The sequence below is a fragment of the Legionella stuttgartensis genome (assembly GCF_977063405.2).
The window spans coordinates 217,070-239,919 of record NZ_CDRUHA020000110.1 but is presented as its reverse complement, the minus strand read 5'-3'; the positions used below and the strand labels follow the sequence as shown (position 1 = coordinate 239,919).

Genomic DNA, 22,850 nt, shown 5'->3' with positions numbered 1-22,850 from the left:
GAAGAGTAATGAAAGTTATCTAGCCTGTGTTCATCCAGGTTTACGATGAACAAAGAGGATAAAGAATAATCTAAGGATTGTAAGAATGCGGTTTACGGATATTTTTATTAAAAGACCTGTACTTGCTACAGTGATTAGTTTGATGCTTTTAGCAATGGGCTTACGCTCTATTAGTTCGTTGCCTATCATGCAGTATCCATTTACCCAAAATGCAATAGTGACTGTTACTACAGTCTATACTGGAGCTGATCCCGATGTTATTGCCGGTTTTATTACTACTCCCTTAGAGAATTCCATAGCACAAGCTAATGGTATTGATTATATGACATCCGTTAGCTCTCCAAGTACCAGCACAATAACAGTAAATCTGTTACTAAATTATGATCCCTTAAAAGCTTTGTCCGATATCACTACCAAAGTGAATGCAGTACTGAATCAGTTACCTAAAAATTCACAGCAACCAGTGATTACTGTGTCGGTGGGACAAACAATTGATTCAATGTACATAGGATTTTACAGCGATGAATTGCCAATCAATAAAATTACCGATTATTTGATTCGTGTCGTGCAACCTAAATTACAGGCAGTTAATGGTGTACAAAAAGCAGAGATCCTTGGGAATCAAACGTTTGCTTTGCGTGCCTGGCTGGATCCGGTAAAGCTGGCTGGATATGGAATTTCAGCAGCAGAAGTTGGAGCAGCTCTTGCAAATAATGATTTTATTTCGGCAGTAGGTCGTACCGATGGACAAATGTTCGTTCAAAATCTTACTGCAAGTACCGATCTAACGGATGTTAATCAATTCAAGAAGATGATCATTAAAGCCCAAAACGGCGCAATTATCCGTTTGGAAGATGTGGCTACAGTGAATTTAGGAGCTCAAAATTATAATACTTCAGTCAGTTTTGATGGGCGAACAGCAGTTTATATTGGGATTGTGGTGGCACCTTCTGCTAACCTTTTAACAGTAATTGATGATATTAAAAAAATATTTCCAACAATTCAGGAGCAATTACCTCAAGGATTACAAGGAAAAATTGTATATGATGCCAGTTTATTTGTTAATTCTTCTATTCATGAAGTTATTGTTTCTTTATTAGAAGCATTTTTTATTGTAACTGCTGTTATTTTTATCTTTCTTGGTTCGATTCGATCCGTTGTGATTCCAATGGTTACTATTCCCTTATCTCTCGTTGGTGCCTTTTGGATTATGCTTATTCTGGGTTTTTCAATTAACTTACTCACTTTATTGGCTTTAGTGCTTGCAATAGGTTTGGTAGTTGATGATGCGATTATTGTTGTAGAAAACGTACAACGGCATATCGAGGAGGGCAAAACTCGATATAAAGCCGCTTTATTGGGTGCCCGGGAATTAGCAAATCCAATTATTGCAATTACAGTGGTTTTAATTGCAGTTTATTTACCAGTGGGATTTATGGGGGGTTTGACTGGAGCTTTATTCACTGAGTTTGCTTTCTCACTTGCAGGTGCAGTCACTGTTTCTGCTGTAATTGCATTAACTTTATCTCCAATGATGTGTTCTAAATTTCTTAAGGTAGGAGATGGGGAGACTAAAGGACGTTTTATGACCTATGTTGATAATGCGTTTGCAAAACTAGAGAAATCTTATGAGCGAATATTATCCACAACATTAAATCATCTGCCGGTCGTTATTGTCTTTGCGGCGATCATTTTGTTTAGTAATTACTTCCTCTTTATTTCATCAGATTCCGAGCTAGCACCGCAAGAAGATTTAGGTATTATTATTGCCCAGGTTACTGCTCCAGCAAACGCATCTTTAGCTCAAACCAAACTATATGCAAATGCAGTGAATGAGATTTTTAAAAAATATCCGGAAACGGATCACATCTTTCAAGTTGATGGAGCTCAAGGGTTGAATACCTCTATTATTGGTATGGTTTTAAAACCATGGGACCAACGTCAGAGGACCTCGAATGAATTACAGCCGTTAGTTCAAGCGGAACTTGATAAAATAGCTGGCGCTAAAGTAGCTGCATTCCAGTTACCTTCGTTGCCCGGGGGCGGAAGTGGTCTGCCTATTCAATTTGTTATTAATACAACTGAAACTTTTGATAAATTAAACGATGTGTTAGACCGGATCTTGGAGAAAGCGTATGCCTCGGGTATTTTTGCTTATATTGATCCGGATCTCAAAATCGATCAAATTCAGACAAAGATTAATTTAGATCGCGAGAAAATATCCCAGTTTGGTTTGACCATGCAAGATATTGGTAATGTGTTTGGGTCGGCGCTCAGTGAGGGATATATTAATTATTTTAATTATGCAGGTCGTTCTTATCAAGTTATTCCACAAGTAATGAGAGACACTCGATTAAATCCGGAGCAAATATTAAATTATTATATTAAAACCGCTTCAGGAGACTCAATTCCTCTTTCCACCGTTGCTAGCTTGCAACGTCAAATTGTTCCTGAGTCGTTAAATCATTTTCAACAGCTCAACTCTGCAACAATTTCGGCCGTTGCATTTCCTGGAGTATCCATGGGTAAGGCGTTGGAAACTTTTGCAAATATTGCCAAGGAGGTCTTGCCGCAGGGGTATTATATAGATTATGCGTCACAATCCCGACAATTTATTCAAGAAGGATCTAATCTAGTTGTCACTTTTTTCTTCGCGCTCATTATTATCTTTTTATCATTAGCAGCCTTGTTTGAAAGTTTTCGTGATCCACTTATTGTTTTAATTAGTGTGCCTATGTCGATTTGCGGCGCGATGATTTTTGTTAGTTTAGGTATTGGCGAGGCGAACCTTAATATCTATAGCGAAGTAGGTTTGGTTACTTTAATTGGCCTTATCAGCAAGCATGGGATTTTGATTGTACAATTTGCCAATGACTTGCAAGCCAATGGACAAAAGAAGCTGGATGCGATTAAAGCGGCTGCTGCAATTCGACTGCGTCCTATTTTAATGACTACAGCGGCTATGGTTTTAGGAGTTATCCCTTTAATTTTTGCTACTGGCGCTGGTGCTGCGAGTCGCTATAACATCGGTTTAGTGATTGCAATGGGTATTTCAATTGGTACTTTATTTACTCTTTTTGTGGTTCCTTCAATGTATCTTTGGTTAGCAGCAGATCATACAAAAAAAGCTGAAGCGGAACACTTGAATGAGGAAGAGTCTTTAGGGTGATAATTTTTAGTTAGAAAAGAATAAGTCGCGAATAAGATTAGGGAAGGTTAACTGGCATAGCCGGTGCAGCATATCTTTTAGCTTCGACCTCTTTGACTGTCTGAGTAGAGGAAAATAAGCCGAAACGTTTGGTTAGTTCAGCCATATCAGGTGGGTTTTTTACCGCTTCATTGATCTGATCAAGAAGTTTCTGCGAAGTAGGGGTATATATATTTAATGCTTCAAGTAGTGAGAAAAAGCACATTTTTAAGTATTCAAAACTAAAGGTATTTACTCGCTTATGTGCTAGGACAACTGTTTTAAAATCAGGATATTTAACTACTTGGTCTCTTATTTGTCGCAAACGGTCTTTAACTTCCAATGTTGTATTAGTCGCAATTTCATCTAATTTATTAATACGCTTGGACTTATTATTTAAAGTTTCATTACTTTCAAATAAGGATTCTTCGTTTCTTATTGCAATTCTCGAGTTCTTGAAATAAATTTTAAATTGAGCCAAGGCTATAAGCACTTCATCAAGTTGATAATAGTCCACATAGTATTTTGTCTCAAATTTGCTGATTTCAGTTCGCAATAATTTTTTAATGCTCTGATCAATATCTTCAACTGTTTCTGACTTGGCAATTATTTCAGTTTTTAGTTTAAGTAAATAAGCCTTCAGTTCGGTTCTATATTCTTTATCAGTATATTGTAAGCCCACATGGTCATTGCACATTGCTTCCATATGTTTATCAAATGACTCTGTGGTGTATTGTTTAATAAAAGTCAGTTTCTCGTCTTTCTGGATTGGTTCCAAACTCTGAAGATAGCCTAATTTCTCTTTTAAAGTGTCTAATCGCATTTGATGTGTTGCTTTTAGACCCAGATAGTAATGATGGCTTGCTGCAATTAATGCCTCGATTTCTGTATGATGTGGGTCATAGGCTTTAAGTCCATAATTACATAGTTCATCAAGTTTATGGTCTTCAGGATATTGGCTTGGCGCAATTTCAACTTTTTTATCTAGCTTTAGTTTTGTCAGTTTGGGAAGAGCTTTTTTATAAGCAGCATGTAACTCAATTTTCGCTTTCTTCAAATCCTCTGCTGATCGGGTTGGTGTAGTTAGGTCAAACGTTTCAACTGGGGTGATAACGATACGATACCAATAATATAGATTTTCAATATCTTGATATTCTTCATCTATTTTTTTAAGAAATCTGGTTACATTTTTGACCTTTTTTCTTGTTATCTCCGTCCTTCGTTTCAGTGGTTCTTCATCACAAACTAGAGCGATCCGTTTTTGGGATTTTAAATCCAGTGGGTGTAATAGGCCCTTGAAGAATTCATCAATAATTCGTCTTAATGGGCCTGATAATGTTCCTGGAGTGAGTCCTAATTTATCTTCCCAGCGATCTGCTTCAAGAAGCATGGGAGTAAATACAGTAGATTGAATCTTCTCAAGATTATCCATTATTCCATCGTGAGAAGTAACCGTAAATTCATTGAGTTTGGTTGTAAGTTCCTGGTACAGGTAAATCATACGAGGGGTTTGCAAGAACAATTTAAAATATGAGTTCGAGTTATTAATCAGGCCTTCTATAAATGAGGTTGCTTTTCTGGCTCGCAGATGTAGTTCATTAAGTTCATCAGTGGTTAGAAAATTGGTATTTTTTAAAGCTCGAATATGTTTAGGGCTAATATAAAAGGCATTTAGAACATACCAGAGGGAGTTGAATTGTACTGTTGTCTCCCCGTATGGAACTTGTTCGGGACTCACCTGATATGCATCAGAGTGTTCTTGAAACGTGGCATAAAGATCTTGTGCCTTCTTAAGTAAATCACGAGCTATAAATCCTAAATGTGGATCAGCCGCTAAGCGCTTAGACGACTTAATAATTTCATTGAGATGTCCATACGCTTGTAATAAATAATAAACATAGCGGCTTTTAGCACTTTGATTATTTAAATTTTCTAATTCAAGAACAATCCCTTCTAAATGAAATAAACTATTAAATATGTCTTTTAAAGCACAAACTTGTACGCTTTGAGCCAATCTCTGGTTATTATCCTCCATTTCCGGGAATGGTAGCGATGAGGGTGGAAATACAGCTTGAATGGCTTGGTTCAACATCCCGGTGGGTGAAATATCGATTACGTTCGATGATTTATTTGAATCATGGGGTGTTAATGCAGCTTGCATTGCCTTGTTAAATATTTGAGTTACCCCAAACAAGGATTGTCTAAATTCATGAATGCACTTGGAATAATTGGTATGTTGGATGACATAGTGTTCTCTTCCCGTTTTGGGATTGGCTTTGAGTTCCGTTGAATTATTTTCCAGAGTGAATTTTTTCTGTGCTAAGTTATAAAACCGTTGAGTCTTTTGATTCCATTTATTAGTGATGCCAGCAAAAAACTCTTGGAAGTGCATATCGAAATCCAAGAACATTCTCACTGAAGGTGCTTTCTTCATAGCGATTTTTTTATTCGATAAGATGGCAATCAAATACTTATCAAACTTTAGAGCATCCTTTTTCATTTCAGGAGGTGCGGCACAAATAAAGAATGGTTGGAAAATGTTATATAAATTACGACATTGATCGATTACTTTGGGATCAAGACGATTTAGAAGGAGCATATTTCCTTGGATCTGTGGCTTCGTACGGATTTCTCTTCTGAGCAAGGTGATAAATTGAATATATGCATTTTGAACCACCAGGAACTTGGTATGTTTATTTCGATACCATTGGTAGACCTCAAGCGCCTGGTCCGCACTTAGTTGCTCGGGGTTTTGCAGCAAATTATCGCCATCTACATTTTTAAAATGCAGTTTCTTGTCTTCCTCGCGTTTGCACCTCAGAGCTGTTGATTCCCTTTCATCAAGAAATCTAACTTTTGCAAAATCATAATACGATGTATTTTTATCTCGCCATTTAGCAAAAACCTCTTGAACGTGCTTATCTAATTCTAGAAATAAAGATGGGGGAGGAGTTTCTAAAATTTCAACTGGCTTATTTGCAAGTAAAGCAGCCAAATACTTCTCAAAACTTTTAGCGGATTCTCGAAGATGTGGTGGGATGGCAAACTTGAAGAACGGCTGGAAGATTGGATATAAGTCACGACATTCCTCTTTAGCACGCTCATCCATACTCGTTAATAATAAGCTATTACCGTAGAGCTGCGGTTTTTCCTCGATCTGCTTCTTTATGATCTGAGCAAAACGGGAGTATGCCGCTAGGATTTTTTGAAACTCATCTTTATTGAACCATTCGAAATTAATATGATCGAAGAAGGTTTGAATATTTTGATCCAGTTTTAGAAAGAGTTCTGTAGATGGAATATCTTTCACTGGCTTGTTTGCAAATACAGCCGATAAATAGCGTTCAAGATTTTTTGCCGATTTTTTAAGTTCAGAAGCGATGATTGAACTTAAATAAGGTTGAAATACCTTCTTTTTTTCTGCGTCATTAAATTCAGGTAAGATGATTGATGTTAAGTAAGGTTGGAATGTCAGAAATAACTGCTGGCATTCTGCTTTTACTCTATCATCCAATAAGTTTAAATCCAGATCTTTTTCATAGCATTCAGGTTTTGCTTTTATTTGTTTTTTTATTATCTGTGCAAAACGCAAATAAGCATCTTGGACTTGTTGATACTCTGCTTTTGAGAGCCTGGATTTTTTATCTTTTTCTTGTTCGACTTGTAAGGGCATTGATTCATCAAGAGAATATACATTTCTCTTTTCCCTAAATGGGAATAAAGCTAAATTTGCTTTTTTATGTACCGAATCAACTAAATCCTTATTTAAATTAATATGAAAGAGCTGGCTGTTTTCATCTTTGGTAATTAAATCTGTTAACGCGTCTCTTTTTGCCAAAACAAAGCTTAAATGGTCTGCGGGAAGTTTTCTTCTTATAAAACGTAAAGGTTTTCCTATAAGATAAGAGGACCATTCCTCTCTTTCCGGTCCAGTCAATTTCGAGATGATGAGTTCATTTAAATCAATATCCAGTTGATTCATATAAGGCTTAAGAAGCTTATAGTGTTTTATAAGCTCTTGCTTTACCTCTGGAGGGAGTTGATATAAACGAAGATCTCTATAATCAGGGCTATTTAATATTTCAAAAAAACTCTTGCACGCGTCCTGCGCTTTTTGGATTTTATATAATGCTTTATTGGCCTTATCGATCCTTTTATAGACCATTTCTAATCTTAATTCGATAAATCGGTGATCTTCTATCTCGAGTAATTCTTCTCCTTTAGCTTTAAAGTCAATTGCTTTTTTAGGTAGATAAAGAAGTTGCTCATACAAAACTTTGACTTTTTCCATTAAAGGAACAGACAAAGTTCCAGGCTTAAGCATGGCATTGTCTTCAATTTTATCAACCAAACTAAATAGACCTGGTAATACGTTGTATTTAAGTTGGGCTAATTTATCACGGAGCAAGTCTTGAGATGATTCACTGAGCTCGCCTATTTGTTCTAATGAGCTCATGGATAAAGTGATTACATTGCGGATTATATGAATGTAATTTAAAAACTTAAGTGAAACAAAAATACTGTTTCCCTTTAAATTTTCGATCTCATTTAATAAGTTAAGCGCTGCATTTTGTAATTCGTCCAGTTTTTCTTTATTAAGTTTTTCTTCTGATTCTTTAATTTCAGAGGAAAATTGTTTTATGTAGTTGGTTAATGTATCAATATAACTTGGCAAAACGGCACTGAATTGAGCAAGGAAGTTATAATCTACATCACCATCAACTGGACGCATTTGATCTACGGCAATTCCTGCTACGGTCCCCGCTTTGTAAGCTAAAGGTAAGGGGGTTAGTGCTTGTACAAATGATTTATTCTCTTTAGCATATTTCTCTGCAAAAACTTGTATTTGATTGAATAAGGGCAGAATAAGAGAGAGTTCCTCTTGAAACATATCTCTTAGGTCAACATCTAAATGAGTGAGTAAGTAACTTGCTTCATAAGCTAAATCTATTGTTTTACCGTAGAGTAATGTCAGATCCGAAAAACTTCGTTTTACGTTTCTGACATCGATGTTTTCCAAATCTAAAAAAGTCAGACGAGCGTAGTAAAGGGCATTGATTAGTTTCTTAATTTGGGAAATATTATCAGGATCGAGAGAGTAATTAGTAAAAGGAACCCACTTCGTATGACCTTTCCTCGAGGTCGCTGACAGTACCCGCGCTCTAAAGGTGTCCAGTGTATAGGGAAGAGTATGATTTCTTTTCGATGTAATATTAAGAATTTCAGGCATAAAAGGCTCTAGATCTTTAGGTGTAAAATTTGAGCCTAAATTAATTTTTAATTCTTCTTTCTTAATTACAGCGATTACCAATTTGCCAGAAGGGTCTATAACCGTATATTCAAGACCTGTTGCGACCATGCGGGCATAAAAAATGCCTGCTTGAGGTTTAACTACCCCAGTCATAGATGCGATGGTATATTTAAAAGGTGAAGGTGCAGCCAGTTCTTCCAAAACAACATCCTTGATGGTTTTGTTGTCTGGAGTGAGTACTGAATAGGCTATTTTACCTTCGTGTTCTCTTATATATAACTTTCCGGGTTGTAATTCTGTTTCATCGGACATGAAACAAAGTTCGTAGCGGGGGAAATAAGGAATTATTCGAGGACTAACGTTCTTGCTATAGAGAATTTCAAAAATTTTAGTGTCAATTTGCTCCAGTATCTTAGATATCTGGTTTTGCTTGAATGACTCTAATAATTTTACATATTCTTCAAATATCATTACAGATAGCCTAATGAATTCATAAATCGTTTACTGTCAATATAAGTCGGAACTAATAATACCACAGTTTGGCAATATTTTCGTCTGTTCTGGGAGATAAATCAATGATTACTTTAGTCCTTCCTAATTAAAAAAGTAGATTGATTAAGAACGTATTTTTAACGACAACTCTAAAACAAACTCTGCAACTGATTCTTTAAGGTCAGGATAATCGGTATAGGCTTTAATCTGGATGGGCTGCGTTATGCGTTCTCCAGTTTGCTTCGATTCTTCTAACATTGCTTCGACTTTTGCTCCGTCACGACAAACAAAATAAACATCAGATTCTGGGCGATGCAAAAATTGTGCTTGAAATGATTTAAAAACAAGGGAAACCTTAAGCTGTTTCTGCGCCGCATGATAAAAACCATGTAAGCCTCCAGCTAAGTCAGCCCCGACGCACAGCGCACCAAAATACATGGAATTTAAATGATTACGACTACGTTGATTCAAAGGCAGGCAAATAATAATTTCATTGTCGGTAAGTTGAAGTAACCGGGGTTTTAAATAGCCGATCATGCGAACTTTAAAATGGCTAAATTTCCAGAGAAACAATTTAAAACGAGTTAAGACATTCATGAATTTTCCTTTTTAATCATATCCATACTCTGTATGAGTAAACGCCCACCTCCATCGGCTTGTGGATTGGCTTCGATAACTATAAGCGAAAATGCAATTGTAAGATTTAATTCAGGAATTGAAACAACTTCATTAACGCGCCAATAATAGACTCCAAGAGCTTTACCTTGTTCAACGACGTAAGGCTCGGTAATAAAGGTAGGATGGAGTGTAAGTTGGTTTACTCGGATGACATCGAGGTAATTGCCTAAGAAATTGGTTAGAGCGTCCCAGGCATTTTCAGTATAATTTTTACGTAATTCTGAATCATCACTTGCTTTATAGGTGTAATCTACGGACAAAGTATTCAATAGAATTTGTTTTACCCACCGGCTGATTTGCTCATCATTTTGAGCATAAAGAGTCAATGGTGATATGAAAAGTACGAGCCATAAGAGGATCCTTGGCAAAAGAGCTTTCATCTTTAAAATCCTTTTAATGTTTTAAAATGAAGAACTTAAATCTTTTATTGTAGTATAATCTGTAAATTAAAAATGTGTACTGAAAAATTGCGTTTTCTTATGCTGCACGCGTCTTTTTTTTGACGTATAATTGTATACTTTGTAACCGCAAAATATAAAACGCAAACCTAGTATTTAAACCAAATTATCGAGTTTTATGCATACTATCACCATACGTGGTGCAAGAACCCACAATCTAAAAAATCTAGACTTGGATTTACCGCGTGATAAATTAATTGTAATTACGGGTTTATCTGGTTCTGGCAAATCCTCTTTAGCCTTTGATACATTATATGCAGAGGGTCAACGTCGCTATGTTGAGTCTTTATCTGCTTATGCACGTCAATTTTTGGCAATGATGGAGAAACCTGATGTTGATTCGATAGAGGGCTTATCACCGGCTATTTCTATTGAGCAAAAAGCAACATCTCATAATCCTCGTTCTACAGTAGGAACTATTACCGAAATATATGATTATTTGCGATTACTCTATGCTCGGGTGGGGGAGCCACGTTGTCCTACACATCATGTTAGCTTGCATGCGCAAACCATCAGTCAAATGGTAGATCATGTTTTGGCTTTACCTACCGACAGTAAAGTAATGATTTTGGCTCCGGTAGTGCGTGAGCGCAAAGGAGAGCAGGTCCAGCTTTTACAACAGTTGCAAGCCCAAGGCTATGTACGCGCTCGTATTGATGGGGAGTTGTGTGAATTGGATTCCCCGCCTAAGCTGGGTTTGCGCACGAAACATACGATTGAAGTCGTAGTAGATCGTTTTAAGGTGAGACCCGACATTGCTCAGCGTTTAAGTGAGTCCTTTGAAAATGCGTTAAATTTAGCCGAAGGCCTCGCCATAGTGGCTTCAATGGATAATCAATTTGATGATCTTGTTTTTTCTTCCAAATTTGCATGTCCCGAATGCGGATACAGTCTCAGTGAGTTAGAGCCCAGACTTTTTTCATTTAATAATCCAGTTGGTGCTTGTCCTGCGTGCGATGGATTGGGTGTTGATCAGTTTTTTGATCCAGATCGGGTTGTGCACGATCAAACCGCCAGCTTGGCTGAAGGTGCTATTCGAGGTTGGGATAAAAAAACTACTTATTATTTTTCGATGCTTGAGTCGCTTGCTGGGCATTATGATTTTGATGTCCATACCGCATTTTGTGATTTGTCAGAAGAGATTCGTCAGATTGTTTTGTACGGTAGTGGACGTGAGGTGATAGACTTTCATTATCATCGCCCTAATGGTGGATATACGGTAAAGCGACATTCTTTTGAAGGAATTATTCCTAATATGCAACGGCGTTATCGTGAATCTGATTCAGGAATGATTCGTGAGGAGCTCGCGAAGTATTTGTCCTCTCGCCCGTGCCAAATTTGTCATGGTGCACGATTACGAGAAGAAGCACGGCATGTATTTATTGATGATAAAAATTTGCCCGAAATTACCGCCTATTCGATCGAAAAAGCGTATCTGTTTTTTAAAAATCTGCGGATGACGGGATATAAAGGTGAAATTGCGGCCAAAATTAATAAAGAAATTGTTGAGCGATTAGGATTCCTGGTCAATGTTGGTTTGGATTACCTTTCATTAGCCCGCAGTGCTGAAACTTTATCTGGGGGAGAGGCGCAGCGTATTCGTTTAGCCAGCCAGATTGGTTCCGGGTTGGTTGGGGTTATGTATATTTTGGATGAGCCTTCCATTGGATTGCACCAAAGAGATAATGATCGGTTATTACAAACATTGATGCACTTACGAAATCTGGGTAACACAGTTATTGTGGTGGAACATGATGAGGATGCAATTCGCAGTGCTGATTTTGTCCTGGATATAGGTCCTGGGGCTGGGGTACATGGTGGTGAAATTGTAGCAAGCGGGACACCGCAAGAAATCATGCAATCACCCGCGTCGTTAACGGGGCAGTATTTATCTGGAAAGCAATCCATTGCAATTCCCACTACCCGCTTACCCGTTAACTCCGAAAAAATGATTCATCTAAAAGGAGTGGTTTGCAATAATTTAGTGGATGTCGATGTCAGTATTCCCTTGGGTTTACTTACTTGTATCACCGGAGTTTCAGGCTCGGGGAAATCGAGTTTGATAAACGATACTTTATATCCGAGTGCGGCTAACCTATTAAATAGGGCAAGTTTATTTACTCCAGGCTCAGCCAAAGAAATTGTGGGTTTGAATCTATGCGATAAAGTAATTGATATTGATCAGAGTCCGATTGGCAGGACACCTCGCTCTAATCCAGCCACATATACAGGCATTTTTACTCATATCCGCGAATTATTTGCAGCAACTCCGGAGTCTCGAGCAAGAGGTTATCAACCAGGACGATTTAGTTTTAACGTGCGTGGTGGGCGTTGTGAAGCGTGTCAGGGGGATGGTTTGATTAAAGTTGAAATGCACTTTTTACCTGATATTTATGTTTCATGCGATGTATGCAAAGGAAAACGTTATAATCGAGAAACCCTGGATATTCAGTATAAAGGCAAAAATATTCATGAAGTTTTAGAAATGACTGTTGAAGACGCAAGCCAGTTTTTTGCAGCGATTCCTGTTTTGGCAAGAAAATGTCAGACTTTGATGGATGTTGGTTTGTCTTACATTAAATTGGGGCAAAGTGCGACGACTCTTTCTGGAGGAGAAGCTCAGCGCATTAAATTATCTCGAGAATTGTCAAAACGAGATACAGGAAGCACTCTCTATATTCTTGATGAACCCACTACAGGATTGCATTTTCACGACACCAAACAGTTATTAGCTGTATTATTTCGTTTACGGGAGCAAGGGAATACGGTGGTGATTATTGAACATAATCTGGACGTCATTAAGACTGCAGATTGGATTATTGATCTGGGACCTGAAGGAGGAAGCAAAGGTGGCCGTATTGTGGCAACCGGAACACCGGAGCAAGTCGCAGTTTGTGAGCGTTCTTATACAGGACAATTTTTGAAGCCTATTTTGAAGGTGCGATAATTTTTTTCTAGTTGAAATTATGGGTTCAACATATTGGGTTTATTTAAATAATGATATAGATAAAAACTCGCTGGCAAAAGGAATGCCCAAGTAATTCCTACGAAAAAATAAAAGGGATAACTTTTTTCGATCACTACTATGTTACAAGCTTCACCAATTTTATACGCAAAAGGCATCATAAAAAGGATGAGTAGGAACCAAATGAGATAATAACGAGTCAATTTTTCATTAAGAATAATAAGATTCAATCCGAAACTTAACCAAATACAAATCATCCATGGAGCAGTAAAATAAGAGCTGAAGGGATTTGCTTTAAAATAAATATAATTTTGATGCAGCCAAATAGTATCAGTGAGTGAGCCAATAACCCCAATAAGAAGTGCAAAATAAAGAGCATTTAAATAAGGCAATCGATTCATTGATTGCCAGGCAATTTGCACGGCAATGATGACGAGGCCAATTGTTGTTCCAAGCAATACATCATTTTGTGCTGCAAAATAGAAACAGGCTATCCAACACAGATAATATGCTAAAAAGTGAACACACCATCCAATTTGACTTTTATTCATTAACTTTTACCCGTATGTTCTGGTTTAGAAAAAAATCCTCAGTCATTCCACTATTTTTTTTGTAATTTTCGATCTATAACTAAATTGTAGAAAATTTTACATAGGATGAAAAATGAGTACTTTTTTTATTGCCCTTATTATTATTGTAGTACTTTTATTCTTATGGGCTATTAGTGTTTATAACACTTTAATTCGCTTAATTGAGGCGATTAATAACGACAAAAAGCAAATAGATATCCAGTTGGACCGTCGATTTAAAGTTTTTGAATCGCTCATTGAGGCGGTTAAGAAATATATGGATTACGAGAAAACTACTTTAAAAGATGTAGTTGCCTTACGTAATCAAGCGCAAGCTGCTAAAGCTGCGGGAGATGAAGAAGGTCGTATGGCTGCGGAGAACCAAATTTCTCAAATTGCTTCAGGGCTGAATGTAGTATTTGAAAATTATCCCGATTTGAAAGCAAGTCAAAATGTCATGCAATTGCAGGAAGAAATTGTTAACACTGAAAATAAGTTGGCATATTCCAAGCAGGCTTATAACGATGGTATAGAACGTTATAATGCTAAAAAGAAATCGTTCTTTGAATCGATGGTGGTGTCTTTTTTTGCCTCTGCATTAGATAAGGATTTTGTTTACTGGGGGCTTCCTGAAGAACAGATTCAAGCTAAAGAAGACTATACCGTAAAATTTTGAGTTTAGAACATGGGACTTGAAGACTATCATGGTGGCGTAGGGAATTGGCGCGAACAAATACGGTTGAATCAGCGTAAGACCTATGGAGTAATCGCTTTTTTTGTTGCAATTTTTTTTGTTGTGGGTTTAATTGCTGATTTATTCGTTTTGCAATCGACCTATCCTCAGTTGACTTTGCAGCAATGTTTTACTGCGTTGGTTCATCTACGCGTGGTTCCCTATGCCACTCTTGTTATGGTGGGTATTGCTACAGTGTCGTTATTAATAACGTATGCATTTTATGATCGCATTATGTTATTAGGTACGGACTATCATGAAATCACCCCGCAAACAGCTCAAAATTTGCGGGAACAACAATTGTATAATGTCGTTGAAGAAATGAAAGTTGCCGCCGGTTTACAGTACATGCCTAGAGTTTTTATTATCGAAGCAGATTATATGAATGCGTTTGCGAGTGGTTATAGTGAAAAATCAGCAATGGTTGCAATTACTCGGGGTTTAATGGAAAAACTGGACAGGGCAGAACTGCAAGCAGTAATGGCTCATGAACTAAGTCACATTCGTCACTATGATATTAAATTAACGTTAACCGTGGCGATTTTAAGTAATATCCTTTTGATCGCAGTGGATATTCTATTTTATTCCGCAGTCTTTAAGCGTGATGGTAAACGAGAAGACAACCGTTTGTTAATGGTGATTATAATTCTTCGTTATGTGTTACCTTTACTGACCATTTTATTAACCTTATTTTTGAGTCGAACCCGTGAATATATGGCGGATGCTGGTTGTGTGGAATTAATGCGCGATAATGAACCTTTAGCTCGGGCATTGCTTAAAATTAATGAGGATCATCAACAACACGCCGAACAGTACTCAGCGGAATACGGTAATACTCCTCATGAACAGGTGAGGCAGGCATCCTATCTGTTCGATCCATCCGATATTGATCCTGTGAAATCGTTAAGTAGCGCGTTTGCAACCCATCCTTCAGTTGAACAACGTTTACAGGCTTTGGGATTTACGCGTAAATAAACGAATGGCATCAACTTAAAGAAAACCCAGACTCTGCTTCGCTCCGTCCAAACTTATTCATTTTCCTGATGATTACTCACGAAATCCCACGCCTTTTTTTAATAAAAACATATTGAGAAATGTCAGCAACACTAACATAAGACAAATAATTCCCATGGCTAAAGAAATATTGACTTCGCTTTGGCCAATCATGGCTTGTCGGAGGGCATTAACCATATACAAAATTGGATTGAGCAAAGAAACCTTCTGCCAAAACTCTGGCAGCATGTTAATACTGTAAAATACACCACCTAAGTAGGTGAGCGGCGTGAGTATAAACGTTGGAACAATCATAATATCATCAAAATTTCTCGCCACCATGGCATTGGTGAAGCCAGCTAATGAAAATACAGCAGATACCAGCAATACAACAAGTAACGTCATTGGTAAGTGACTTAATTCAATGGCTAAGAAAAAACTGGCAATGATGTATACCAAGACCGCGACAATAAATCCTCTACATATGCCACCCAAGACATAGCCGAGTAGCAAGAGACTGTTACGCATCGGACTTACAAGCATTTCTTCGATACTTTTTTGAAAGCGAACACTGTAAAGTGAAGAAGATACATTACCGTAGGAGTTAACAATAACGGACATCATAATTAATCCAGGAGCAATGAACATCGGATAGCTGACTCCTTGAATAGAGCCAATACGCGGACCGATTAAACTACCAAAAATGAGGAAGTAAAGCGTGGTCGTAATAACAGGTGGTAAAAATACTTGGCTTGCTATGCGAAACATACGAACCAACTCGCGTCTTACCAAAGTATATAATGCAACAACTTGTTGTTTAATGGCCATTTTTTATAAGATCCAAAAAGAGTTCTTCCAAGCGATTGGTTTTATTTCGCATACTATGAATTTTTATTCCGTGTTTGGTGAACAGAGCAAATGCATCATTTAAATTCAAATTATTGTCTACCCGAAGTTCTATGGTAGTACTATCAACCAGGGTGGGCTGAAAGGGAAATAAATCGGGTAAGGTATCGATACGGCTTTCTGTATTGAAAATAAAAGTTTGATGGCGCAGTGTTTGCAGTAAAGCCTTCATCGATGTATTTTTTATTATTTCCCCTTTATCTATGATGGCAATGTTTTTACATAATTGCTCTGCTTCTTCTAGATAGTGGGTGGTGAGAATAATCGTTGTGCCTTCCGCATTGGTTCGAGTGAGAAACTCCCACATGCTGTGTCTAATTTCTATGTCCACTCCTGCTGTAGGCTCATCGAGAATGAGTACTTTGGGTTGATGCACTAAAGCTCTGGCAATCATGAGTCGACGTTTCATTCCGCCCGATAAGTGTCGTGCGATGGAGTTTCTTTTTTCCCAAAGTCCCAACTGTTGCAAAAGGGTTTCAACTCGGGGCTGTGCGTTCTTTCGTGAAATTCCATAGTATCCTGCTTGATTTAGAAGGATTTGTTCGCAATTTTCAAAAATATTAAGATTGATTTCTTGAGGCACAAGACCCAAACAGGATTTGGCTTTCTCAGGTTCTTTTTCCAAATCATAACCATGAATGCTGATACTACCTGAGGTTTTATTGAGTAATGAAGTGATTAGACCAATGGTTGTTGACTTCCCTGCACCGTTGGCACCCAATAAAGCAAAAAAATCACCGGTATTTATGGTTAAATCAATGCCTTTTACTGCTTGTACACCATTAGCATAGGTTTTGAATAATTGTTTAATGTCTAAGGCATGCATAGAAGATCAAATGAAAATGAAAAGATTATTATACACAATAATCATATTGTTTCACGAACAAGGTTAGATTCTGAATTATCTATTTAATCGCTTGTTTCATCTTGTTTTTAGTAAATTGGAGAATGCACCTTGGTTTAATACAAAGTGAGCAGGTGTTTTCATCCAACCAGTAATGCTGTAACGAGGTTGATGGGTAACACATACTTCATGAGGCAATTCACTATTAAAACAGATGAAGCGATTTTCTAAGGGCAACACACTCTCAAGTAATTGATCCCCTATATTGTACAGTTTTAATTCGCCTCCAAAATCAGCGTTCCAATGCTTATTTAAATAATACACACATGAAATTTTTCGTGTTTTTTGCGCAGCGAACTGATCCACATGTTTTTTATAATAAGTACCAGGTTGATAGGCAGCAAAGTGGGTTTCAAATTCATGTATGCCTAAAAAAAGTGACTGATTCAATATTTGAGCCAACTGTTTTATTCGTTCTAAAAAGATTTGGATTGCTGGATCTTGTTCATTTCCTTCAAGCCACAAAATTTCATCAGTACGAATAGAATCATTTTTATGTAATTCAAGTTTCAGACCAATTTTAGCGCCGCGAAATAATCCTTGCTCATACAACTCTTGTGCTGTTTCGCGCAATGATTGGCACTGCGCTTGCTCAAGAAAACCATCGATAATACAAAATCCTTGCCTACAAAGGTCATTGATCAGTGGTTCGGAATCAATCAAAGTACACGCCCCTCAAGGTGATATTCATATTCGCGCCATTGTGGCATAAATTTACTCATTAACCCATAAAATCGTTTATTATGACTTGGTTCTAACAGATGAACTAACTCATGAACAAGGACATATTCCAGACAAATCGAAGGTTTTTTAATAAGATTAAGATTTAACCAAATACGCGCCGCTCTGGTGTTACATGAGCCCCAACGCGTTTTCATTTTTTTGATTCCCCATTCTGCTACTTTAACGCCCACAATAGCCTCCCAGTGCTGAATGAGCTCAGGCAATAACATTTGCATTTGTTGTTTATACCAGCGCTCAATGATGGTTTGTATTTGAATGGGGGTGCTGTTGGGTGGGGTATAACAGTACATCAGTTCATTATTGATTTTAATTTGCGCAGGTCCATGATGTTCTTCGATGATTAATAAATATTTGTTCCCTCTGAATGTTATTGTTGAGCCTGTTTCAAAGGTGCTCTCTTCGACAACAGCACGATTACGAATTCGCTCTCTTTGTTCATGAATCCATTCCCTTTTAGACTCGAGACTTTGTCTTATAAGTTGTTCGCTGAATCGAAGAGGAGCACTTACCTTAACTAAGCCATCAGGAGGGTAAATACGTAAGTTCATATTCTTAATTTTTTTTCTTGATATTTCTATGGGAATACCATCGAGTTCAATGATCATCTCATTAACATAATGTAGCCAGGGTGGAGCGCAGCATAACCCGGGAAAGTTATCAGAAAAACCCGAGTATTGCTGCGCCTCACCCAGGGTATGCTCATTCCCAAAGTATCAAGGAATTAATCTGAGCTATTGTACTATCTCTGTGCTCCGATACAAGGGCTGTCTATATATTCGCCATTAATATCCAAAACCATATTAACATTAGCACGTTGGTAGCGAGCCAGAATATCATATTCCTGTTTGGTGAGATAACCATAGGAATTACCACAATATACGAGTGAGGTAGCCCCTGGTCGAGGTTTCACCTTCACGGGTATGTCACATTCCCAACGAAATTGGGTTAAATCACAATTTGCGAATGCTAAACTTAAGGGTAAGAGAGATACAGCAATAGCTACATACCATTTCCTTTTCATAGTGTGCACCATTTGCATGTTTATGTTTTTTAAGTATAGGATAATATTCTAAAAAAGCAGTCAAGGATCGTCATGCTCTCATCCAGTTCCGAATACATTAAAGCCTTGCGCGAAGGAAAATATTTACTATTTTTAGGGTGGACCGATTTTATTACTCAAAAATATAAACTATTAAATGCTGATGACACCGTCAATTTTTTGATTTTTGAATGGTTAAGTAATGGTTATTTAGAAGAGGACGCTCAAAAGTTAGCTGTTGTACAAGCAGTATATGATGTGGAGTCTAAGCCTTTACAAGGAAAATTAGATTACTCCCTTAAATCAATTACCATTGCTTTATTTGTGTGTATGGTTTTTCAGAAACTTGAAGGAGATATAAATGAACTCTCAAAAAAAGAAAATGCCCGGGATGAAATAAATCAGTTTATTGAAAAAACGCTTATGAAGTTGAATCCCTTTACTTATAAGGAGCGATTAGAAGAAATGCAAACACGTTTTTATCAGTGGGTAGAAGATACTGATAAAAACGAGTTAGCCGATGCATTTGAAAAAATTCACGCTATTACACAGCCACGGTATCTTCTTGAAGAGTATATTTTACATTTAGAGCGTATCAAAATAAAAGAGGATAAACTTTATACTACGCGCTTAAGTTTGGCAAAACGTTTTCTTGGTTATTTGTTTGAGCAAACCGAATTAACTCCTGCGGTAGCGGAAGTAATTGCTACTTATGTTAATTCTCTTCGTGAGTTGCAGCCAGGTAAAGGGGAAGTAGAACAATTAGATAGAATCTCTCCTCCTTCAACTATTGAACAAACGTGGAGAAAAGTTACAGCGATAGGAATTAGCTTTTTTAGTATTGTTTTAGGCGATAAATCGATCGGGGAAGTAATTTCCGGGAGCCCTATAATCATTGAAACTGTGGATTCGCCTAGTTCCAACCTAAAAAAGTAGAAGAACAAGCAACTTCAACTTGAAAATATTCCAACATTATAAAAAATAAGGAATTATGACGAGTATTGCACCTACAAGTACCAATATATAGGTATTCGAGATAAACATTGGATAGAGCATTAATACAACACCAATGCTCAATAAAGGAACGTTTTTTTGTCTTTTCCCATAGATAAGACCAATAACGCTAAATAAAACGCCCCAAAGAAGATAGGCAATGGTCATATTACCTAGACTCATCATTTCATTGGTTATATCCTTATTGATAACCTAAAACTACTCTATTCTCATAAGCATAAGACTGCAAGTAGTTAGCCTATCTGCGAAGCTGCATAGAATTATAAAAAACTATATGTTAAATTGCGGCAAATTTCCTTCTAAGAATCCCTCTAACATGACTCGATTTTTTAAAATGAATTCCGGGAAGATAACGCTTGAAGAATGTGATAATTCTGAGAATGCTGAATTTATAGAAATTTATTGGAATTGGAAGGCGCTTGCTGTGCCAATGGTACTAGGGTTAGAAGACGCTGTAAAAAGGTTTACCGATCGATTTGAAATTAATGGTGATTCGTATTCGGTGATTAATCCGTCAACTTGGTTCGCCCTATTCGAGCACAATGCAAAATATTGCTCGGCTAAAGAAGCCGAGCTTTTGTCAAAAGCAACCTTAGCTATGCGCCCATCTTAGATAATGGGAATGCCAGAATGCCGAAAAGTATGCTGGACCAAATTGAATTGGTTAACTCATTGAACCAATTACCTGATGTACCAAAAAGCGTAATAGCACAAAACTTATCAAACTCTGAATTAGGGATGCTTATCCGTACCGCCAAATCGAGCAAGAGTTTCTTTCAACCCATCCTGGATGTTCGTAAATTCTTATATTATCTGGTGCGTGGAAACCATGATGTAATTCAAGAGATGTTATTAAATGATCCATGGATTCTGTTACAAAGGGGCAATGTAACGGATTGTTCGGGGCGTACTTTTGAGAATATTAGTGGCTTTGAATATGCGCTTTGGGCGCTTGATAAACATATGTGGGCGCTGATGCTCGATTGTTTACCTATAAATGGGGGAGCTTCCCAACAGGTATTAGAACAATTGCGTATCCAATACAACGAATTTAATACAAATACCAAAAAGGTAACTTATAGGCTTAATGGAAAAACAATTGTTGAAAAGCACTTTGATTTTGAGAATACCATTATTAAAGAGTTGCGAAAGCAAATTAATTTGACAAACACAACTGAACCTGATGAGTGGGAAGAATTCGTTGAGAAGCAATGGCGTGAAGGTGTCGGCGGTGCACAAAGGCTGTTGCCTATGCATGTTGTTGATGAGTACTGCTCGAATGAGCCTTTTGATCCTGAGCCAAAATTTACCGCGCAGCCCAAATCGTCAAGAAAATTTTTAAATGTGAAAACTAAAAAGTATGAAAGTTGGTTCGATGATGATTCTAAGATGGGTTCAGAATTTGCAATATATAAAGGTCGTAACGGGCCGCTCTCCATGTGTAGCGGCGTGTATTGGTTCGGTGCTCAGTATGATTTGGATGCCCTAATGGCGTTATGTAAAATAAGAACAAAGGACTTTTCCGATCTCGGATCGCAACTTAATGAACAGATGACTTTGGTTAATCATCCTCCATGGTTCTGATTTGACTGAGCGGGTAGTAGTGCTATTTCATTTAGTTTTTAGGGCAAAAAATACAAAAGGGAATTTTGGTTTGTGGCTCGACCCATGAAAGGCAATTGATGTTTAAGTGATGAAATTGAAAAATAAATACGCATAGCGTATAATTATCCATCAATTAAGAGGGAGATAATCATCCTCTAATAGTTTTAATTAATTCATAGGTGTCGATATGTACAAGTTTACTAGGGAAGAGAAAGTAAATATAGAGCTCAAAGCTCAACTAGTGGGATATTTAAATAATGCTGGATCAGATGTTAAACAAGTTATTATTACCATTGGTGCCGGGCCTAAGCCAAGTGATTCCTATGCCCAAAATATGGTTTTTGATTCAGAAAGCAAGCACTTAAATATAAATATTGATATAGGTTATCCAGGTGATTATCCTTGCGGACTTCTTAAAGTATCTGCTGATCCAACAAAATCCAATTTTATGAGAGATATGGACAAAGCATTAGAAAATAAAAATGCTGTAATTTTGTTTAATGACGATCTTTATTATGCATCACCTAAGGATTTTAATGTTTATAAACTGAATACAAAGAATTCGAATCAAGATGACGTTAATTTATTGAAATCAAAATGCGCTGATACATATCATGAGGCAGATGATGATGAATTAGAATTAATCGTCCGTGTAACAGACCGAGCTCAACATGTGAAGGCCGCGAGTGTTAATACTGACGATAAAAAATATTTAAGGATGCATTTTGATAGTTCAGTGGCTGCGATAATTAAAGAACCGATTACTGATTTACTCCGAAAGAATGTCACCGTGGTTATCTCTGATTTTCGATCTCCATCTCTTTCGGAAGATGTTCATACCTTGGTAAAACCTCTCTTGGATTATTATAGAAGTCCTAATAGTAATGAAGGTAATCTTGTCCTAACGCAAGGATATTTTGATTGTTATCCTTTGTTTTGGCCAACAAAAGAATATCTCTCCGCAAATCCGAGGGATACTAAGGACTATTCTGATGCGATGCATAAACTTCGTGATAGAGCCATGGGAAGTGAAGCTGTGGGTAATTATTTTGGTAAAGTAGAGGATGCGGTATGCTCTATGACGGTATTATTACCTGAACATAATACAGGTATTCTCTTTTCTTATCCTGCTATTGGAGAAATTAGTAAAGCGAAGGTAATAGAAAAACCAGATCTCCAGGATGAAGCATATCCGACCTGTACGCTTTTTTAAAAATGAATGAAAAATAAAAGCACTTAAGCTCCTGATTGCTTGCCATAGGTGATGCAGAGAAAAATGTTAGAATCAATCAAATAACCAACATTATTGTTT

The 22,850-nt window shown here is 37.3% G+C and carries 18 protein-coding genes; 8 read left to right on the top strand and 10 right to left on the bottom strand.

Annotated elements, in window-relative coordinates:
- Positions 1 to 85 precede the first annotated feature (85 nt).
- Entirely contained in the window at positions 86 to 3,169 is a 3,084-nt protein-coding gene (locus ACWTEW_RS37175) for an efflux RND transporter permease subunit (protein ID WP_454783016.1), read from the top strand.
- A 37-nt stretch (positions 3,170 to 3,206) separates the two neighbouring features.
- Here ACWTEW_RS37175 and ACWTEW_RS37170 read toward each other — a convergent pair whose 3' ends face one another.
- The 3 genes from ACWTEW_RS37170 to ACWTEW_RS37160 form a co-directional block, all read right to left on the bottom strand.
- Positions 3,207 to 8,909, bottom strand: a complete 5,703-nt coding sequence (locus ACWTEW_RS37170) for an SdhA (protein WP_454783015.1) — start codon at positions 8,907 to 8,909, stop codon at positions 3,207 to 3,209.
- 144 nt (positions 8,910 to 9,053) lie between these two features.
- Complete coding sequence (locus ACWTEW_RS37165; RefSeq protein WP_454783014.1) at positions 9,054 to 9,527, bottom strand: hypothetical protein; 474 nt, start codon at positions 9,525 to 9,527, stop codon at positions 9,054 to 9,056.
- Positions 9,524 to 9,988: a hypothetical protein gene (locus tag ACWTEW_RS37160; protein ID WP_454783013.1), complete on the bottom strand. Its 465-nt coding sequence runs from the start codon at positions 9,986 to 9,988 to the stop codon at positions 9,524 to 9,526. Before ACWTEW_RS37160 ends, ACWTEW_RS37165 begins: the two co-directional genes overlap by 4 nt.
- Positions 9,989 to 10,184: 196 nt before the next feature.
- Here ACWTEW_RS37160 and uvrA point away from each other — a divergent pair, with 196 nt between their 5' ends.
- Complete coding sequence (gene uvrA / locus ACWTEW_RS37155; protein WP_454783012.1) at positions 10,185 to 13,013, top strand: excinuclease ABC subunit UvrA; 2,829 nt, start codon at positions 10,185 to 10,187, stop codon at positions 13,011 to 13,013.
- A gap of 17 nt (positions 13,014 to 13,030) precedes the next feature.
- On the opposite strand, the gene ACWTEW_RS37150 is transcribed toward uvrA, so the two are convergent.
- Entirely contained in the window at positions 13,031 to 13,582 is a 552-nt protein-coding gene (locus ACWTEW_RS37150; protein ID WP_454783011.1) for a DUF2878 family protein, read from the bottom strand.
- A gap of 112 nt (positions 13,583 to 13,694) precedes the next feature.
- Here ACWTEW_RS37150 and ACWTEW_RS37145 point away from each other — a divergent pair, with 112 nt between their 5' ends.
- Positions 13,695 to 14,276, top strand: coding sequence for a LemA family protein (locus ACWTEW_RS37145; protein WP_454783010.1), 582 nt, complete (start codon positions 13,695 to 13,697; stop codon positions 14,274 to 14,276).
- Between the two features lie 9 nt (positions 14,277 to 14,285).
- Positions 14,286 to 15,308, top strand: coding sequence for a zinc metalloprotease HtpX (gene htpX, locus ACWTEW_RS37140; protein WP_454783009.1), 1,023 nt, complete (start codon positions 14,286 to 14,288; stop codon positions 15,306 to 15,308).
- 72 nt (positions 15,309 to 15,380) lie between these two features.
- Here the strand turns inward: htpX and ACWTEW_RS37135 are convergent, their stop codons facing one another.
- From ACWTEW_RS37135 to ACWTEW_RS37115, 5 genes are all read right to left on the bottom strand, one after another.
- A complete protein-coding gene (locus tag ACWTEW_RS37135) occupies positions 15,381 to 16,154 on the bottom strand; it encodes an ABC transporter permease (protein WP_454783008.1) in 774 nt (257 codons plus the stop codon).
- Positions 16,144 to 17,058, bottom strand: a complete 915-nt coding sequence (locus ACWTEW_RS37130) for an ABC transporter ATP-binding protein (protein WP_454783007.1) — start codon at positions 17,056 to 17,058, stop codon at positions 16,144 to 16,146. Before ACWTEW_RS37130 ends, ACWTEW_RS37135 begins: the two co-directional genes overlap by 11 nt.
- A gap of 96 nt (positions 17,059 to 17,154) precedes the next feature.
- Positions 17,155 to 17,799, bottom strand: coding sequence for a 2OG-Fe(II) oxygenase (locus tag ACWTEW_RS37125; protein WP_454783006.1), 645 nt, complete (start codon positions 17,797 to 17,799; stop codon positions 17,155 to 17,157).
- A complete protein-coding gene (locus ACWTEW_RS37120; RefSeq protein WP_454783005.1) occupies positions 17,796 to 18,485 on the bottom strand; it encodes a M48 family metallopeptidase in 690 nt (229 codons plus the stop codon). Before ACWTEW_RS37120 ends, ACWTEW_RS37125 begins: the two co-directional genes overlap by 4 nt.
- Before the next feature lie 134 nt (positions 18,486 to 18,619).
- Complete coding sequence (locus tag ACWTEW_RS37115) at positions 18,620 to 18,901, bottom strand: hypothetical protein (protein ID WP_454783004.1); 282 nt, start codon at positions 18,899 to 18,901, stop codon at positions 18,620 to 18,622.
- A 72-nt stretch (positions 18,902 to 18,973) separates the two neighbouring features.
- Here ACWTEW_RS37115 and ACWTEW_RS37110 point away from each other — a divergent pair, with 72 nt between their 5' ends.
- Positions 18,974 to 19,855, top strand: a complete 882-nt coding sequence (locus tag ACWTEW_RS37110; protein WP_454783003.1) for a helical bundle domain-containing protein — start codon at positions 18,974 to 18,976, stop codon at positions 19,853 to 19,855.
- 36 nt (positions 19,856 to 19,891) lie between these two features.
- Here the strand turns inward: ACWTEW_RS37110 and ACWTEW_RS37105 are convergent, their stop codons facing one another.
- Positions 19,892 to 20,098 (bottom strand): hypothetical protein, encoded by a 207-nt coding sequence (locus ACWTEW_RS37105; RefSeq protein WP_454783002.1) that lies wholly within the window; start codon positions 20,096 to 20,098, stop codon positions 19,892 to 19,894.
- A gap of 151 nt (positions 20,099 to 20,249) precedes the next feature.
- Between ACWTEW_RS37105 and ACWTEW_RS37100 the strand changes: the two genes are divergently transcribed.
- The 3 genes from ACWTEW_RS37100 (at position 20,250) to ACWTEW_RS37090 (ending at position 22,751) form a co-directional block, all read left to right on the top strand.
- Positions 20,250 to 20,546: a hypothetical protein gene (locus ACWTEW_RS37100; protein WP_454783001.1), complete on the top strand. Its 297-nt coding sequence runs from the start codon at positions 20,250 to 20,252 to the stop codon at positions 20,544 to 20,546.
- Positions 20,547 to 20,563: 17 nt separating this feature from the next.
- On the top strand, positions 20,564 to 21,517 hold the full coding sequence (locus tag ACWTEW_RS37095; protein WP_454783000.1) for an F-box protein: 954 nt from the start codon (positions 20,564 to 20,566) through the stop codon (positions 21,515 to 21,517).
- A gap of 208 nt (positions 21,518 to 21,725) precedes the next feature.
- Positions 21,726 to 22,751: a hypothetical protein gene (locus tag ACWTEW_RS37090; protein WP_454782999.1), complete on the top strand. Its 1,026-nt coding sequence runs from the start codon at positions 21,726 to 21,728 to the stop codon at positions 22,749 to 22,751.
- Positions 22,752 to 22,850 lie beyond the last annotated feature (99 nt).